The organism is Streptomyces sp. NPDC088766, assembly GCF_044750845.1.
Taxonomy (GTDB): domain Bacteria; phylum Actinomycetota; class Actinomycetes; order Streptomycetales; family Streptomycetaceae; genus Streptomyces.
This window is the reverse complement of record NZ_JBIVKQ010000002.1, coordinates 274224-289113: the sequence shown is the minus strand read 5'-3', so window position 1 is coordinate 289113 and position 14890 is coordinate 274224. Positions and strand designations below refer to the sequence as shown.

Genomic DNA, 14890 nt, shown 5'->3' with positions numbered 1-14890 from the left:
ACTCACCGTATTCGAGTGTCGCGCTCTGCTACGAAGTGGCGGCTATTACGCGTATCTCCTCCGCCCTCCCTCAACGGTGTCGGGGTTTCCAGGTGTACCGGTCACCACCCACCCAGCGCACCACGTCCGGGTCGTCGAGGTCGTGGACGGTGATGCCGTACGCGGCGGCTGTCTCGAGGACGTCGGTGACGTCCCTGGCCTTGCCGACCACCTCTCCGTCGATTTCCACGATGCGGAACGGTGACTCGCACGGCTGTACCCCGAGCACCGTGATCCGCGGTTGGGAGATGTAAGGGCTCGCGCTTTCGGTCATGTCATAGAGCGTAAATCGCAACCGGCCGGTATGAATCACCTGATTCTTCCGCCGTCTCCGCAGCCCTCGCCGTCGGGCAGGTCCAGCACCGCCGCCTCGACGGCACCCTGGACGGCGGGCCGCCCGAAGGCACCGCGTTCACCCGTTCGGGTGAGCGCGAGAACGACGGTGCGGCCCTCGTCGAACAGCCCTCGTCGAACAGCTCGAAGACGCGCGGGCCGGTACGGGGCCCGGCAGACGGCGGGCGTGGCGGGCGTGGCGGGCGGCTGACGTGGTACCCGGTGCGGGCCGCGCAAGCGGGCGGAACCGCCCCGCGCGGGTGATGCCCCGTACGACGAAAGGAACCCCGGATGGAACGCGCCGCCGTCTTCGACGTCGACGGCACCCTCGTCGACACCAACCACCTGCACGTCGTGACCTGGTGGGAGGCCTTCCGCCAGGCGGGCCACCGGGTGCCCATGCACACCGTGCACCGGGCGATCGGGCTCGGGTCCACCGACCTGATCGCCCATGTGCTGGGCGAGGACCGGGACGGGGACCGGGACGCCGGGCTGAGCGCCGCCCACAAGGCCCTGTACGGCCAGTACTTCGACCGGCTGCCCGCGCTGCGGGACGCCGGGTCGCTGCTGCGGCGGCTGCACGAGGACGGGTGGAAGGTGGTGCTCGCCACCTCGGCGAGCGGTACGGAGCTGGCGGCGCTGCGGCGGGCCCTCGACGCCGACGAGGCGATCACCGCCACGGCGAGCGCGGACGACGTCGAGGAGGGCAAGCCCGCGCCCGAGCCCGTCGAGCACGCCCTGGAGCTGGCCGGGGTCCCCGCCGGGCGGGCCGTCTTCGTCGGCGACACCGTGTGGGACATGCGGGCGGGCCGCCGGGCCGGGGTCCGCTGCGTCGGCGTGCTGTCCGGCGGCATTCCGCACTCCGACCTGGAGGAGGCGGGCGCCGAGGCGGTCTACGACGATCCGGCCCACCTGCTGGCGGCCCTGGAGGACAGCCCGCTGGCATGAGCGTCCGCGGTGGAACAGAGGCGGAGGAGGCGCCCCGGGGGCGGCGCCTGACGGAGGCGGTACGACGGGAGGCGGCCGGCGTCGGCAGGGCCGTTGCGCGCGCTGCACCGGCTCCCCATGGACGTGCCGCCGGAGACCGAGGACGCCCGCTGGGGCCGGGTCACCGACCATGTCGTGGCCCTCACCCGCACGCTGGCGGTGGCGGCCGACGGCGAACGCGCCTCCGCCCCGCCCGGGACGGCGGCGCTGCGGACGTACGCCCGGCTGCTGGAGCTGCTCGGCAACGCCTGCCGGGCCGCAGCGGAGCGGGCCGGAACCGCCGGGGCGGACAGCGCGGAGAGGACGGCGGAGCCGGACGAGCCGGACGAGCCGCGGCTCCGTCTGCAGGACAGCCTGCGCGACCACGCCGCGCGGGGCGCGGCGCACACGGCGGTCCTGGGGGCGTTGCTGCTCCAGGCGGAGAACCTCTGGGCCGAGGTCCTCCCGGCCCCCGGGAGGCGGACCGGAGCCGGTGACCCACGTCACCGCAGGGGGCGGCGGGGCCGGGAACACCCGCGGGCGGTTCGCCGTTGAACAGACCGTGGGTGCGGACGGAACAGTGTCCCCGGGCCTCACCTTTCACCCACAGGGAAGATCGTTCGGCTGAAGCCCTGTGGAGTCTTTCGCCGAGAGGCGACCGCCGTCCGTGCCCACACCCGGACCGCCCCGGCCGTGATTCCCCCGTCACGGCCGGGGCTCTTCGCTGCCCGCCCCCTCTCCCCAGGTATCGACCCCGTACCGGCCGGCCGCGGCGAGGTGGAGTGGCGGCGCCCATCTGCTCCGGTCGTTCGCGTGCCCCGCACGGAACGGGGGTACTCGTCGCGCTCAGCCGACGGCGGCGAGAGGAGTCGAAGGTGAGCAGCGGGTCGGGCAAGAGGGTCGTGGTCACCGGGGCGACCGGCAACGTCGGCACGAGTGTGGTGCGGCTGCTGGCGGAGGATCCCGAGGTGGAGTCGGTGGTGGGGCTGGCCCGGCGGCTGCCGGACCGGAGGCCGCCCGGCACGCAGTGGTCGACGGTCGACCTGGGTGCCGAGGAGGCCGGTCTCGCCGAGGTGTTCGAGGGCGCGGACGCGGTGGTGCATCTGGCGTGGGCGTTCCGGCCGACGCACGATCCCGCGGTGACGTGGCGGACCAATGTGCTGGGCAGCCTGCGGGTGTTCCGGGCGGTGGCGGCGGCGGACGTGCCGGTGCTGGTGCACGCCTCGTCGGTGGGCGCGTACTCGCCGGGGCCGAAGGAGCGCGCGGTGGGCGAGTCGTGGCCCACGCACGGCTGGCCGGACGCCGCGTACTGCCGGGAGAAGGCGTATCTGGAGCGGGTTCTGGACACCTTCGAACGCGATCATCCGGGCATCCGGGTGGCCCGGATGCGGCCGGCGTTCCTGTTCAAGCGGGAGTCCGCGAGCGAGCAGCGCCGCATCTTCGGCGGCCGGTTCCTGCCGGGGCCGGTCCTCCGTCCCGAGCTGCTGCCCTTCCTGCCGGACGTGCCGGGGCTGCGGATGCAGGCCCTGCACACCGAGGACGCCGCGGAGGCGTACCGGCTCGCCGTGCGCACGGACGTGGGCGGACCCTTCAACCTCGCGGCCGACCCGCCCCTGGACGCGGCGCTGCTCGCCGAGATGTTCGGCGCCCGCCTCGTGCGGCTGCCCCGGCCGGCGGCACGCGCGGCGATCGCCGCCGCGTGGGGCCTGCGGCTGCTGCCCGCCTCCCCGCACCTGTTCGACGCGGTCCTGCGGCTGCCGCTGATGGACTGCACCCGCGCGCGCGTCGAACTGGGCTGGCGCCCGCAGCGTACGGCGACGGAGGTCCTGGCGGAGTTCCTGCACGGAGTCCGCGCCGGCGCGGGCGCGCCGACGGAACCGCTGCGAGGGCGCAAGGTGGGCTGACCGCCGGCCCGGACCGGCTCGGGGGTCGGCGCGCCCGGACCGGACACGGCCCACCACCGCGTCCCTCTGCCCCCAGGTACGGCCGCCTGCGTCCGGCCGGCCGGGAGCCGTCGTCCGGCCGCTGCACCCCGTGCCGGGGCCCGCTCCATGGGTGCGGCCGACGCCCGGCCCACGTGCGCCTCCGGCGGCACGACGGAGCCGGGGGCCGCACGGGAGTGCTCGTCCTCGTCCCCACGGTCCGCCCGGAGGCCGGGCCGCCCACCCGGGACACCGGGCGGCCGTCTCCCCGGCCTGCAGAAGCGCGCCGACCGGCCCTCCTCGGCCGGCTCCCGGGGCGGCCCGGCAGGCGAGGGGCCGGGCCGCCGTCGAGTCGGGCCTGCGTGTTCGGAGAAGGCCCGCCGCTTCACGGGGGTCGTCACGGCGCCGCGGGCGGGCGCGACCGGACGGCGGGCAGGGCCGTGCCGGGACCGGCCGGCAGGTCGAGGCCGAGCCCGCCGCGCCGGGGCGTGCCCCGTTCGGCTCGTGCGTGCCCGGTGCGCCGTCCTGCGGCACCGCGACGAAAGCCGTCCGGTCGGCCGTGCGGACGATCGTCGCAAGGCGCCGGACGGCAGGTCGTCGGGTTCGTGCGGGGGCGCCGGTCTCAGCCGGACGGCTCGTCGGGGGTGGGGTGGTCGGGGTCGACGGTGGCCGGGCGGGGTGCGCCCCGACGGCCGGTGCCCGCCTCGTCCGTGTCGGGGACGTCGGCATCGGGGTCGGCATCGTGGGGGTCGTCGCTCTTCCCGGGGTTCTCGTCCGACCGGACGGGGGCGATGTCCCAGCGGTCCTCGCCTCCGTCGGCCTGCTGGTCGGGCAGGTCGCGCGGGACGGGGGTGCCGTTCTCTCCGGGTCCTTCGAGGCGGTGATCGGCCACGACGTCCTCCCTCCGGGATCGTGTCGTACGGAGCGGAACGCGAGTACCTCCCGGCTGACCGGCGAAACCTCGCTGACCGGCGAAACCTCGGTGCGGGGCGCGTTCCTCCAGCGCGGTGCGCCAGGCGGGCGCCGGACCGCTCGGCAGGGGCTCGGGGCGCCGGCCGCCGCGGGAGAAGAAGTCGGCGAGCGGCAGGATCGCGGCGCCCACGGTCACCGCGTCGGGCCCGAGCCGGCCCAGTTCGACGGTGACCTTCTCCGCCGGGTGGCGCAGCGCGTACGCCGTGGCGTGGCGGCGTACGGCGGGCAGGAAGCGGGTGCCGAGCTGGAGGCCGGCCCAGCCGCCGATGAGGATGCGCTCGGGCTGGAAGAGGTTGATCAGGTCGGAGAGCCCGGCGCCCAGGTACTCGGCGGTCTCCTCCAGCACGGCGAGCGCGACCGGGTCGGGTTCGGTGCCGTCGGCCGGGTAGGCGGCGGCGAGCATCGCGGTGAGCGCGGTCTCCTCGTCGGCGCCGCGAGGGGGCCGGCCGCCCTCCTCGCGCCAGCGGTCGAGGAGCGCCTCGGCGCCCGCGTACGCCTCCAGGCAGCCGAGCGCCCCGCAGCGGCAGCGGCGGCCGCGCACCCGCACGGTCAGGTGCCCCCACTCGACGGCCCGGCCGTTCTCCACGTCGGGGGTGACCAGGCAGGCGCCGACGCCCGAGCCGAACAGGACGACGCAGGCGTTGTGGGCCCCGCGGCCGCCGCCGAACCACATCTCGGCCTGGCCGAGGGTCCTGGCGCCGTTGTCGATGAAGTACGGGACGCTCTCGGGGAGCGGGGAGCCCGCCCGCAGCAGTTCCTCCAGCGGGACGGCGTCCCAGCCGATCGTCTGACCGTGCACGACGGCGCCGTGCTCGGGGCCGCGTTCGACGATGCCGGGAACACCGATGCCGACGCCGAGCAGCCGCTCGGGGGCGAGGTCCGCGGCGGCGAGCACCTCGGCGAAGCCGTCGCGGATGTGGCCGACGATGCCCTCGACCTCGTACCGCCGCTGTTCCAGCGGCCGTTCCGCGCGCGCGAGTTCGGTGAGGGTGAGGTCGAACAGCTCGACGCGCACGCGGGTCTCGCCGACGTCCACGCCGATCATGTGGCCGCTGGCGGGCGCCACGCGCAGCAGGGTGCGGGGCCGGCCGCCGTCGGAGTCGACGCTGCCGGCCTCCTCCACGAGCCCGTCGGCGACCAGGTCGGCGACGACATTGCTGACGGAGCCGGAGCTGAGGCCGGTGGCCGGGCCCAGCTCGAAGCGGCTGAGGGGGCCGTCGAAGTAGAGCCGTTGCAGGACGGCCGTGCGGTTGGCCCGCCTGAGATCGCGTACCGTACGCCCGCTGCGCCCCGCCATGTCGGCCCCCTTAGAACCCTGCCCGACCTGCAACATACCTGTGCGGGTGGGGTCTGCGCGACATTCGTCCGACCCTTAGTTCACGGTGTGAGCTAAGAGACGGCAGCCTTCTCGGCCTCCTCGAGGGCCGCGAGCGGCGCGGGGGCGAGCGTCCGCGGCGCTTCGCGCGCCTGCGCGGCGGGCGTGCCGGTGGCAGCGGTGCGGGCCGCGGCATGGCGCACGGCTGCCCGCGCCCATGGCGAAGTGTCCTTATGGAAAAACACTGGCTACCCTTCGGGTAATGCCTTTATGCTTAGGACATAACCTAGAGCCCCAAGGAAACGGCAACCCGGCCCGCCGGTCACCGCGGGCCGCGGGCCGCGGGCCGCACAATTCAGGAGACTCCCGATGAGGACACTCACCGAGCACGACATCCGCAATTCCTTTGTGAACTGTTCCAAGGGGGAGGCCAAGCGGCTGGCGGTGCCGCGGGACCTCGACTCGCGGCCCTGGGCCGATCTGGACTTCCTGGGATGGCGCGATCCCGGTGCTCCCGACCGCAGCTACCTGGTGACCGAACGGGACGGGCGTCCGACGGGTGTGACCCTGCGGTTCCCGGCCTCGCAGCGCGGCTTCCTGCACCGCAGCATGTGCTCGCTGTGCCTGACCACCCACCCCGGCGGCGGGGTGTCGCTGATGACGGCCCGCAAGGCGGGCGCGGCGGGGCGCGAGGGCAACTCCGTGGGCCTCTACATGTGCACCGACCTGGCCTGTTCGCTCTACGTGCGCGGGAAGAAGGTCCCGGAGTCGGGGGGCCGGTTCGAGGAGAGCCTCACCCTGGAGGAGCAGATCGCGCGGACGACCGGCAACCTGGCCGCCTTCCTCGACAAATTGTTCGACTGACCTCCGGACCGGTCCCCTGTCCGGCATACGGCCCGGCCTCCTGTCCGGCCTCCGGCCCGCCGACTCCGTCGCACGCCTCCGTTCGAGGTGGGTGACGGAAGAGACGTTCGAGGCAGGTGAGGAACGGGAACTGGCCAAGGGATGCTTGATGTACGTGAGCGTGCCGCACCGCTCGTGCGGTTCGTGCGGCGCCGCCGGGAACCCGCGGTCGTCCAGGCCCTGCGATCCTCCGCAGCCGCGACGATCGCCTACGTCATCGCGCTGCACCTGAGCCCCGAGGCCGCCCCCCTCACCGCGCCGCTGACCGCGCTGCTGGTCGTCCAGGTCACCCTGTACGCCACGCTCACCAACGGTGTGCGGCGCGTCAACGCGGTGGTGGCGGGCGTACTCGTCGCCATCGCGTTCAGCCTGCTCGTGGGGCTGACCTGGTGGAGCCTCGGGCTGCTGATCGTGGCCGCGCTGGCCGTCGGCCATCTGGTGCGGGTCGACGAGTACGTGCCCGAGGTGGCGATCAGCGCCATGCTGGTGCTGGGCGTGACCACGGTCGGGGACACGGCCTGGGCGCGGGTGCTGGAGACCCTGATCGGGGCGGTGGTCGGGCTCAGCATCAACCTGCTGCTGCCGCCCCCGGTGTGGGTGGAGGAGGCGGGCGAGTCCATCGAGGACCTGGCCCGCCGGGTGCGGCAGCTGATGCTGCGGATCGGCGAGGAGGCCACCGGCCGCATGCCCGCCGAGCAGGCCGCCGCCCGGTTGCACGAGGCACGCCGCCTGGACCACGACATCATCGAGGTGGACGCCGCCCTGCGGCAGGCGGAGGACAGTCTGCGGCTCAATCCCCGGGTCCGGGAGGGCGTGCTGCACCGGGTGGTGCTGCGCACCGGCCTGGACACGCTGGAGATCTGCACGGTCGTCCTGAGGGTGCTCGCCCGCACGCTCACGGACCTCACGAAGGAGCGCGAGGCCCGGACGCTGTTCCCGGCGGAGACCGGCACCACCCTGGAACGGCTGCTGTCGGAGATCGCGGACGCGGTGGTCAGCTTCGCGGTACTGGTCACCACGCACGTCAGCGAGAACGCGGAGTCCGCCGAGGAGCGCCTCACCTCGCAGTTGCGGCAGGCCGCGGCCACCCGCGACAAGCTCGCCCAGCTGCTGCTGGAGCAGCTCCAGCACGACGCCCGGCAGTGGCAGTTGCACGGTGCGGTGCTGACCGAGGTCAACCGCATGATCGACGAACTCGACACCGAACACCGCTCGCACCGCCTCCTGGAGGAGCTGGACCGCGCCACGCGGGAGCAGGACCGGCGGCTGCCCTGGCTGTCCCGGCTGCGCGGGCGCATCCACCGGCGGCTGCGTGTTCCCGACCGGCTGCGGTGGAACCGGCGGGGGGACTCCCGTCGTTCCAGGTGATGACGCCGTCCGGGCTTGGCGTCCGGGCTTGGCGTGCGGTCTTGGCGTCCGGCTTTGCGTTCGACTGTCCTCGCGGGCCAGGGTGGCGGTCACGACGGCGGTGGACGACGACCCGAGGTGCGGCACATGGGCAGTGGGACGGAACCGGCACGCGCGGGCTGGAGCAGGCGCCGTTTCGCGGGGGCCCTCGCCGGGGCCGTCGCCGCCCCGGCCCTGGCCGGCTGCGGGGACGGCGCCCCGCCGCCGGCCGTGGCTCCGGGAGGCGGGCCGGCGAGCGGCACCCCGGCTCAGCCGTCCGTCCCGTCCCGGGCCCCGACGGCTCCACCCGGTCCCAGGCCGCTCTACCTCGGCACCTACACCTCCGTGGAGGGCGGCGGCAGCGGCATCGGCGTCGCCGCGTACGACCCCGCGTCCGGCCGCGTCACCGGCTCCGGCACGATCACCGGCGTCCCGGATCCGTCGTACCTCGCGATCCACCCGGACGGCCGGACGCTGTACGCCGTCCAGGAACGCGAGCGCGGGGCCGTGACCGCCGTACGCACGGCGGACCGTGAGGTGCTGGGGAGCCGCGCGACGGGCGGGGCCCACACCTGTCATCTGTCGGTGCATCCGGGCGGGCGCTGGCTGCTGAGCGCCGACTACGGCTCGGGCACGGTCGCCGTGCACCCGATCGACGCCTCGGGGGCGCTCGGCGAGCGCACCGACCTGGTCACCCCCGGCCGTCCGGTACCCGGACCGGGTCAGCAGGGCCCGCACGCGCACCAGATCGTCACCGCCCCGGACGGCGGGCACGTCCTCGCCGTGGATCTGGGCACCGACACGGTCCACACCTACCGGCTGGACGAGAGGGCGGGCACGCTGACCGAGGTCGCCAGGGCCCGCACCCGGCCGGGCGCCGGTCCGCGCCACCTCACCTTCCACCCCGGCGGCCGGTACGCGTACCTGGCCGACGAGGTCGACGACACGGTCGCGGTCTGCTCGTACGACCCGTCGTCCGGCCGTCTGACGATCGGCGGGGCGCAGTCCACGGGCGCGCGGGCGGGCACCAACCACCCGGCGCAGTTCGCCGTCACACCGGACGGCAGGTACGCCTTCCTCGCCAACCGCGGTGACGACACGATCGCGCGCTACGCCGTCGGGGCGGACGGGGCGCGGCTGCGGCTGCTCGGCACGGTGCCGTCCGGCGGGGAGTTCCCCCGGCAGCTCGCCCTCTCCCCCGACGGCGGCCTGCTGTTCGCCGCGAACCAGCGCTCGGGCACGGTCGCCGTGTTCCACGTGGACGGCCGCGACGGCGGCCTGCGGCGCGCGGGCGAGCCGTTCGCGTCACCCGTCGCGGTCTGTGCGCTGCCGCTGTAGGGCGCGGGGGCAGGACGCGGTGCCCGCCTGCGCGAGGAGGACGTGGATGCGTTCGGTGAGCTGCCCGACGTCGTCGGCCGGCGCGTGGAAGGGCAGGCGTACGTCGCCGTGGGCGCGGGCGCGTTCGATGCGCAGCGTGAGTCCGTGGCGGTCGACGGCGAGCGGCTGGACCCGGACGGCTCCGTGCAGGTTCTCCTTGCGGACGAGCCGGGTGAGGCGTTCCACGGCGTCGGGGTGGGCGTCGGCGAGGTGGGTGAGCAGCCGGGCCTCGGCCGCCGCCAGCGGGTCGGGCGCGGCGGCGGCGAATTCGTCGAGGGCGACGACGACCGCGCCGGAGGACTCCTTCAGCACGACGCGGGTGGCGCGGAAGGCGAGCCGGCCGTCCTCGGGGACGAACCAGCCGGCCAGCCAGAGCCGGGCGCGGACCCGGTCGCGGACGGGGACGGGTGCGACGTCCGCGAACTCCAGCACGGCGGACGGCTCCCCGCGCGGCGCGCAGATCGCCGCCGTCAGCAGCGCGCTGTCCTCCGGCACGCGGAGCAACACCCGTCCGTCGTCGGCGGCGGTGTGCGCGCCGACGAACTCCTCGCGGCCGCCCTGCGCGGTCACCGCGCAGGACCATGCCGCGGCGAGCACGGACCGGGCCCGTTCCGCCACGCCGGGTACGGCCGTCCAGTTGCCGCTGTCACCCATCCCAGGACCTTCTTAGGTAAGCCTTGCCTAACCTATCGGAGATCGGGGTGTACGCCAACCGGGACCCGTGGCCCCGTACGGCACCCGTCAGCGGGTGATGACGCCGAGCAGCGCCCGCGCGCACAACTCGCGGACCTGCTCCCGGGACAGCGCGTCCTCGGACCCGCGCAGCCGCTCCAGGCACACCGCCGTGGTGAACGCCAGCCGGCCGCGCACCGCGAGGCACACGTCGGCGCGCTCGCCGAACAGCGGGCCGAACTCGGGGTCGGCGGCGAGGGCCGCGAGGATCTGCCGCTCCCGGGCGGCCGGCGCCCGCCGGTAGACGCGGCGCACGGCCCGGTCGCCGGCCGCGTCCGCCCGGTGGAAGGCGCGGTAGCCGTGCGCGTGGGCGCGGACGTACTCCAGGTACGCGTCCGGGCCGGCGCCGAGGAGTTCGGCCCGGACCGCTTCGAGGCGGCAGCGATACGCGCGCGTGCCCCGCACACCTTCAAGCCGTTCGGCACCGGGGCACGGGCCTGCGTCGGACGGCAGTTCGCGCTGAACGAGGCCACGCTGGTGCCCGGTCTGCTGCTGCGCCGCTGCGAGCTGGTCCCCGACCCCGGCCACCGGCTGCGGGTGACCGAACGGCCGACCCTGATGCCGGAGGGACTGCGGCTGCGGCCGGAGCGGCGCACGCCGGCGGCCACGGCGACGGGCGTGCGGGGAACCGGCGCGCGGGAGCCCGCCTCAGCGCCCCGCCGTCCAGTGCGCGGGCCGGTCGACTGATCCCGGCAGCCTGGTCCCGGCGCTCCCCCGGGCCGCGGTGAGCTGCGGCTGGGTCAGGAAGATCGCGCCGGTCAGGTCGGCGTCGGCGAGGTCGGCGTCGCGCAGGTCGGCACCGATGAGGTCGGCACCGCGCAGGTCGGCACCGCGCAGGTCGGCGGCGACGAGCAGGGCACCGCGCAGGTTGGCGCCGCGCAGGTCGGCGCCCCTGAGCCGGGCACCCATCAGGTCGGCTCCCCGGTGTTCCCTCCGGCGGCCGGGCCGGCCCGCGCGGGCCAGTTCGCTGGTGCGCAGCAGCAGGGCGCTGACGGTCTCGCGGTGGGCGGGCACGTCCAGCGCGGCGAGTTCCTCCGGGGTGCCCAGGGTCAGTTCCTCCGTGCGTTCCAGGGCCCGGCGCAGCTCGGGGCGGAGCGGGGCGGCCGCGGGGAGGGCGAGGGCCTCGGTGAGGTACCGGAGCAGCTCGTGCAGGTGCCGGACCACGGGGAAGACCTCGGTCATGCGGCGGACGTGCCCGCGGGGCCCCGTACGCCAGTCCCGGCCGCCGAAGGTGACCTGCGAGACCTTCTGGCCGGCGCCGAAGCAGTCGTAGACCGTGCAGCCGTTGAAACCCTGCTGCCGCAGCCGGGCGTGGATGCCGCAGCGGTGGTCCTCGCCCAGGTTGGGGCAGGGCGTGCCGGCGTCCTTGTCGATCGCGAAGTCCGCGGAGCGGGCGAAGGGCAGGGCCACGCAGCACAGTCCGAAGCAGTTTGCGCAGTCGCCGCGCAGGTCTTCCCGGTCCACCGTCTGGTCTCGCATTCCGTCCACCCTACTGACCTGCCCTCCCGGTGCGCCGGCCTGCCCTCCCGGTGCTACGGCCCTGTCGCGCCGGTGCGCCCTACCGGCCGAGGAGTTCGAAGGCCACCGCCGGTGTGCCGCCGAAGCGTTCCCCCACCGACCGGGCCACCTCGGTCAGGAAGTCCCGTGCGTAGGTCTCGGGCTCCTCGTCGGTCAACGCCTCGATGTAGGAACGGTGTTCGAGCAGCGAGGCGACGGCCCGCTCCAGTCCCGTCGTCGCGTCCACGGCGTGCGTGGGGGTCGCGGACCCGGCGACGGCGACCCAGCGGACGCCGTTCCACGGTTCGAGGCCACGCTCGGCCAGTTCGGGGAAGATCCAGCGGTTGCCCGCGTCCGCGGCCGCGTCGAGGACGGCGCGGCCCACGGCGACGTGGTCGGGGGTGTTCCAGGCCACCCCGCCCCAGGTGTCGCGGTGGTTCAGGGTGATCAGCAGTTCGGGGCGGTGCCGGCGGACGGCGGCGGCGATGTCCCTGCGCAGGGCGGGGCCGTACTCGATCACCCCGTCCCGGTGGTCGAGGAACTCCACCGTGGAGACGCCGACGACGGCCGCGCTCGCCCGCTGCTCGCGTTCGCGCAGCGGGGCGCACCGGGCGGGCGGGATGGTGTCGATGCCGGCCTCGCCGCGGGTCGCCAGCACGTAGGCGACCTCGCGGCCCGCGTCCGTCCAGGCGGCGATCGCCGCCGAACAGCCGTACTCCAGGTCGTCCGGGTGCGCGACGACGGCCAGCGCGCGCCGCCAGTCCTCGGGCATGGGGGTGAGCTGAGGGGTCGTCGGCTCGGTCATGGTCCGCACCCTAACCGGGGCCGGCCGCCCGGCACACGCGGCTTTGCCGGGCGGGTCGGATCTCGTCGCGGGTCAGATCTCGTCGCGGGTCAGGGCCAGCAGCCGGTCCAGGACGCGGGGGCCGCCCGCGCGGACGCCGTCGTGCTCGAACTCGTCGGTGACCCAGGTGCGCAGACCGCGGACGGCGCGGGCGGTCCGCAGCGAGTGCGCGGTGTCGACGTAGAGGTCGTCGTGGTAGACCGCCGCGGCGACCGGGACCTCGTTGGCGGCGAGGCGGGCCGGGTCGTACAGGGGGGTCCAGTCGGTGCGGGCGGCGAGGAGTTCGGCGGTCTCGCGCAGCGGGCGCAGCGCCGGGTCACGGTCGAACGTCCAGGGGTGGACGGTCTCGCCGGTCAGCGGCAGGGGCCCGTCACCCGCCAGGGCCTTCGCCGCGTCGAACTGCGGGAACTCGGCGCGCACCCGCTCGGCCGACCAGGCCGTGGGCCGCTCGTCCTGGCCGTAGATCGACTCGTGGACGAGGGCGTAGAGGGGGTGCGAGGCGTACGACAGGAGCCCTTGGACCTCCTCCTGGAAGGCGTCGGACAGGGCGGGGCCGCCCGGTGTGGGCACGAAGGCGTCCTCGAGGAGGAAGTGCAGCCGGTGGCTGCCCTCGCTGCCGCCGAGGAGGATGCCGAGACTCTGGAAGGCCTCGACGCCCAGGCGGTAGCCGTTCGGGAGGGTCACCTCGTGCGCGAGCAGGTGCTCGGCGATCCGGCGGGCGCGGGCGACGTCCTGCGGGTAGCGGGCGTAGTGCGCGGCCGTCTTGCGTTCCATGCGCGGGTAGGCGGCCCGGTAGACGTCGTCGGCGTGGGCGTCCAGGGCGGGCAGCCCGCCGGTGATCAGGGCCGCGGCGAGACCTTCGGGGGCGAGGGAGAGGTAGGTGACCGTGCAGAAGCCGCCGAAGCTCTGGCCGAGGACGGTCCAGGGGGCGCCGCCGGTGACCTCGCGGCGCACCAGCTCGCAGTCGCGGACGATGGAGTCGGCGCGGAAGCGGGTCAGGTACGCGGCCTGCTCGGCGGGGCCGCCGCGCAGCGGGAGCGTCTGCCGGTTGGCGGGCGTGGAGCGGCCGGTGCCGCGCTGGTCGAGGAGGAGGACGCGGAACTCCTTGAGGGCGCGGTCGAGCCAGGCCTGCCGGCCGACGAACCGGTGGGCGCCGAAGCCGGGTCCGCCCTGGAGGTAGACCAGCCAGGGGAGGTCCTGCCGCGCCTTGTCGCTCGCGACGACCTCGCGGGCGTACAGCTCGATCGTCTCCCCGGCGGGGTCGGCGTGGTCGAGGGGCACGGTGAAGCGGCGGTCGGTGAGGACGACGCCGGGCTGACGGTAGCTGTCGGACAACGTGAGGCTCCCGTGACGATCGAGGTGCGGGCCGCGTCCCAGTTCAGCACACGTCCCGGCGTCGGCGGAGGCCGGGGGACCACGGGCCGCCACTGAACGACGGGTCAGGCCGCCGCCAAAAGGCGAATCGTCACTGCTGAACGGCCGGTCAGCGCGACGACAGGCTGGACCGGCGCACCACCAGCTCCGGCTGGAGCACGACCCGCCGGTGCTCGTGCGGCCGTGCCCCGCCGCCGGGCCCCTCCTCGGTCTCCTCCAGGAGCATGTCGGCGGCCAGGGCGCCCATGGTGACGGCCGGCTGGCGGACGGACGTCAGGGGTACGGCCGCGGCGGCGGCGAACTCGATGTCGTCGTAGCCGACGATCGCGAGGTCGTCGGGGACGTTGACGCCGGCCGCGTACATGGCCTGCAGGACGCCGAGGGCGAGCAGGTCGTTGGCGCAGAACACGGCGGTCGGGCGGTCGGCCAGGCCGAGGAGGCGGGCGCCCGCGTCCCGGCCCGCGGCCACGTCGAGCCGCTCGGTGGGCAGCTCGCGCAGGCACTCGGGGCCCAGGCCCGCCTCGGCGAGGGCGCTCAGGGCGCCGGTGCGGCGGTCGCGGATCTGGGTGAGGCCGGGCGGGCCGCTGACGTAGGCGACGGAGCGGTGTCCGGCGTCGACCAGGTGGCGCACGGCGAGCGCGCCGCCGGCCACGTCGTCGACGGAGACCGAGCACTCGGTGGTGCCCTCGGAGACCCGGTCGACCAGCACGAACGGGATGCCGTGCCGGCGGAACGCGGCGATGTTGCGGCCGGTGGCGTCGGCCGGGGTGAGCAGGACGCCCCGCACGCGCTGCTCGGCGAAGAGGGACAGGTACTCGGCCTCCTCGCCGGCGCTCTCGGCGCTGTTGCAGACCATCACGCCGAGGCCCGCCTGCCGGGCGGCCCGTTCGGCGCCGCGGGCGACGTCCACGAAGAAGGGGTTGCCCATGTCGAGGACGAGCAGCCCCATGATGCGGCTGCGGCCCGCGCGCAGTTGGCGGGCGGACTCGCTGCGGACGTAGCCGAGCCGGTCGATCGCGGAGAGCACGCGGGCGCGGGTCTCCGTGGCCACGGTGTCCGGGCGGTTGATGACGTTGGACACCGTGCCGACCGAGACGCCGGCGGCGCGGGCGACATCCTTGATTCCCACCGACTGGGCCATCAGGCAGAAACCTCCAGAGAGTCAGGGACGAGGGGGCGGGGGGGACGGCGGGGCCTTCACATTACCGCCATCCCACCGCGCACCGGACC

At 75.1% G+C, this 14890-nt stretch carries 12 protein-coding genes and 3 pseudogenes; 7 read left to right on the top strand and 8 right to left on the bottom strand.

Annotated features, from left to right (window positions below):
- Positions 1-70: 70 nt before the first annotated feature.
- On the bottom strand, positions 71-313 hold the full coding sequence (locus ACIP5W_RS04090) for a hypothetical protein (protein ID WP_401466378.1): 243 nt from the start codon (positions 311-313) through the stop codon (positions 71-73).
- A gap of 350 nt (positions 314-663) precedes the next feature.
- On the opposite strand from ACIP5W_RS04090, the gene ACIP5W_RS04085 reads away from it, so the two are divergent.
- The 3 genes from ACIP5W_RS04085 to ACIP5W_RS04075 all read left to right on the top strand — a co-directional run bounded on the left by ACIP5W_RS04085 (position 664) and on the right by ACIP5W_RS04075 (position 3242).
- Complete coding sequence (locus ACIP5W_RS04085) at positions 664-1320, top strand: HAD family hydrolase (RefSeq protein ID WP_401466375.1); 657 nt, start codon at positions 664-666, stop codon at positions 1318-1320.
- Between the two features lie 117 nt (positions 1321-1437).
- Entirely contained in the window at positions 1438-1893 is a 456-nt protein-coding gene (locus tag ACIP5W_RS04080; protein ID WP_401466372.1) for a hypothetical protein, read from the top strand.
- A 320-nt stretch (positions 1894-2213) separates the two neighbouring features.
- Complete coding sequence (locus ACIP5W_RS04075) at positions 2214-3242, top strand: NAD-dependent epimerase/dehydratase family protein (RefSeq protein WP_401466369.1); 1029 nt, start codon at positions 2214-2216, stop codon at positions 3240-3242.
- A 1000-nt stretch (positions 3243-4242) separates the two neighbouring features.
- Here ACIP5W_RS04075 and ACIP5W_RS04070 read toward each other — a convergent pair.
- Positions 4243-5529, bottom strand: a pseudogene (locus ACIP5W_RS04070) (ROK family protein); the annotation flags it as partial.
- Positions 5530-5916: 387 nt separating this feature from the next.
- Between ACIP5W_RS04070 and ACIP5W_RS04065 the strand changes: the two are divergent.
- The 3 genes from ACIP5W_RS04065 to ACIP5W_RS04055 all read left to right on the top strand — a co-directional run bounded on the left by ACIP5W_RS04065 (position 5917) and on the right by ACIP5W_RS04055 (position 9174).
- Complete coding sequence (locus ACIP5W_RS04065; protein ID WP_401466366.1) at positions 5917-6411, top strand: FBP domain-containing protein; 495 nt, start codon at positions 5917-5919, stop codon at positions 6409-6411.
- A gap of 141 nt (positions 6412-6552) precedes the next feature.
- Positions 6553-7818 carry an aromatic acid exporter family protein gene (locus tag ACIP5W_RS04060; protein ID WP_401466363.1) on the top strand — a complete coding sequence of 422 codons (1266 nt, stop codon included), beginning with the start codon at positions 6553-6555 and terminating at the stop codon, positions 7816-7818.
- Between the two features lie 126 nt (positions 7819-7944).
- A complete protein-coding gene (locus ACIP5W_RS04055) occupies positions 7945-9174 on the top strand; it encodes a lactonase family protein (protein ID WP_401466360.1) in 1230 nt (409 codons plus the stop codon).
- On the opposite strand, the gene ACIP5W_RS04050 is transcribed toward ACIP5W_RS04055, so the two are convergent.
- Both ACIP5W_RS04050 and ACIP5W_RS04045 read right to left on the bottom strand, forming a co-directional pair.
- The gene (locus tag ACIP5W_RS04050; protein ID WP_401466357.1) at positions 9142-9867 is read right to left on the bottom strand and encodes a DUF2470 domain-containing protein; all 726 of its coding nucleotides are present in this window, start codon (positions 9865-9867) and stop codon (positions 9142-9144) included. The genes ACIP5W_RS04055 and ACIP5W_RS04050 overlap by 33 nt on opposite strands.
- Before the next feature lie 87 nt (positions 9868-9954).
- Positions 9955-10302: pseudogene (locus ACIP5W_RS04045) on the bottom strand (TetR/AcrR family transcriptional regulator); the annotation flags it as partial.
- On the opposite strand from ACIP5W_RS04045, the pseudogene ACIP5W_RS04040 reads away from it, so the two are divergent.
- Positions 10285-10632, top strand: a pseudogene (locus ACIP5W_RS04040) (cytochrome P450); the annotation flags it as partial. The pseudogenes ACIP5W_RS04045 and ACIP5W_RS04040 sit on opposite strands and share 18 nt — an antisense overlap.
- Here the strand turns inward: ACIP5W_RS04040 and ACIP5W_RS04035 are convergent.
- From ACIP5W_RS04035 to ACIP5W_RS04020, 4 genes are all read right to left on the bottom strand, one after another.
- Positions 10594-11424, bottom strand: coding sequence for a pentapeptide repeat-containing protein (locus ACIP5W_RS04035; RefSeq protein ID WP_401466354.1), 831 nt, complete (start codon positions 11422-11424; stop codon positions 10594-10596). The pseudogene ACIP5W_RS04040 and the gene ACIP5W_RS04035 sit on opposite strands and share 39 nt — an antisense overlap.
- Before the next feature lie 79 nt (positions 11425-11503).
- On the bottom strand, positions 11504-12247 hold the full coding sequence (locus tag ACIP5W_RS04030) for a PIG-L deacetylase family protein (RefSeq protein WP_401466351.1): 744 nt from the start codon (positions 12245-12247) through the stop codon (positions 11504-11506).
- Between the two features lie 72 nt (positions 12248-12319).
- Complete coding sequence (locus ACIP5W_RS04025) at positions 12320-13621, bottom strand: alpha/beta fold hydrolase (protein WP_401466348.1); 1302 nt, start codon at positions 13619-13621, stop codon at positions 12320-12322.
- 148 nt (positions 13622-13769) lie between these two features.
- Positions 13770-14801, bottom strand: a complete 1032-nt coding sequence (locus ACIP5W_RS04020; RefSeq protein WP_401466345.1) for a LacI family DNA-binding transcriptional regulator — start codon at positions 14799-14801, stop codon at positions 13770-13772.
- Positions 14802-14890 lie beyond the last annotated feature (89 nt).

Coding starts and splice junctions, on each gene's coding strand:
- ACIP5W_RS04090 (WP_401466378.1), bottom strand. CDS start 313: ATGACCGAAAGCGCGAGCCCTTACATCTCCCAACCGCGGATCACGGTG.
- ACIP5W_RS04085 (WP_401466375.1), top strand. CDS start 664: ATGGAACGCGCCGCCGTCTTCGACGTCGACGGCACCCTCGTCGACACC.
- ACIP5W_RS04080 (WP_401466372.1), top strand. CDS start 1,438: ATGGACGTGCCGCCGGAGACCGAGGACGCCCGCTGGGGCCGGGTCACC.
- ACIP5W_RS04065 (WP_401466366.1), top strand. CDS start 5,917: ATGAGGACACTCACCGAGCACGACATCCGCAATTCCTTTGTGAACTGT.
- ACIP5W_RS04060 (WP_401466363.1), top strand. CDS start 6,553: ATGCTTGATGTACGTGAGCGTGCCGCACCGCTCGTGCGGTTCGTGCGG.
- ACIP5W_RS04055 (WP_401466360.1), top strand. CDS start 7,945: ATGGGCAGTGGGACGGAACCGGCACGCGCGGGCTGGAGCAGGCGCCGT.
- ACIP5W_RS04050 (WP_401466357.1), bottom strand. CDS start 9,867: ATGGGTGACAGCGGCAACTGGACGGCCGTACCCGGCGTGGCGGAACGG.
- ACIP5W_RS04035 (WP_401466354.1), bottom strand. CDS start 11,424: ATGCGAGACCAGACGGTGGACCGGGAAGACCTGCGCGGCGACTGCGCA.
- ACIP5W_RS04030 (WP_401466351.1), bottom strand. CDS start 12,247: ATGACCGAGCCGACGACCCCTCAGCTCACCCCCATGCCCGAGGACTGG.
- ACIP5W_RS04020 (WP_401466345.1), bottom strand. CDS start 14,801: ATGGCCCAGTCGGTGGGAATCAAGGATGTCGCCCGCGCCGCCGGCGTC.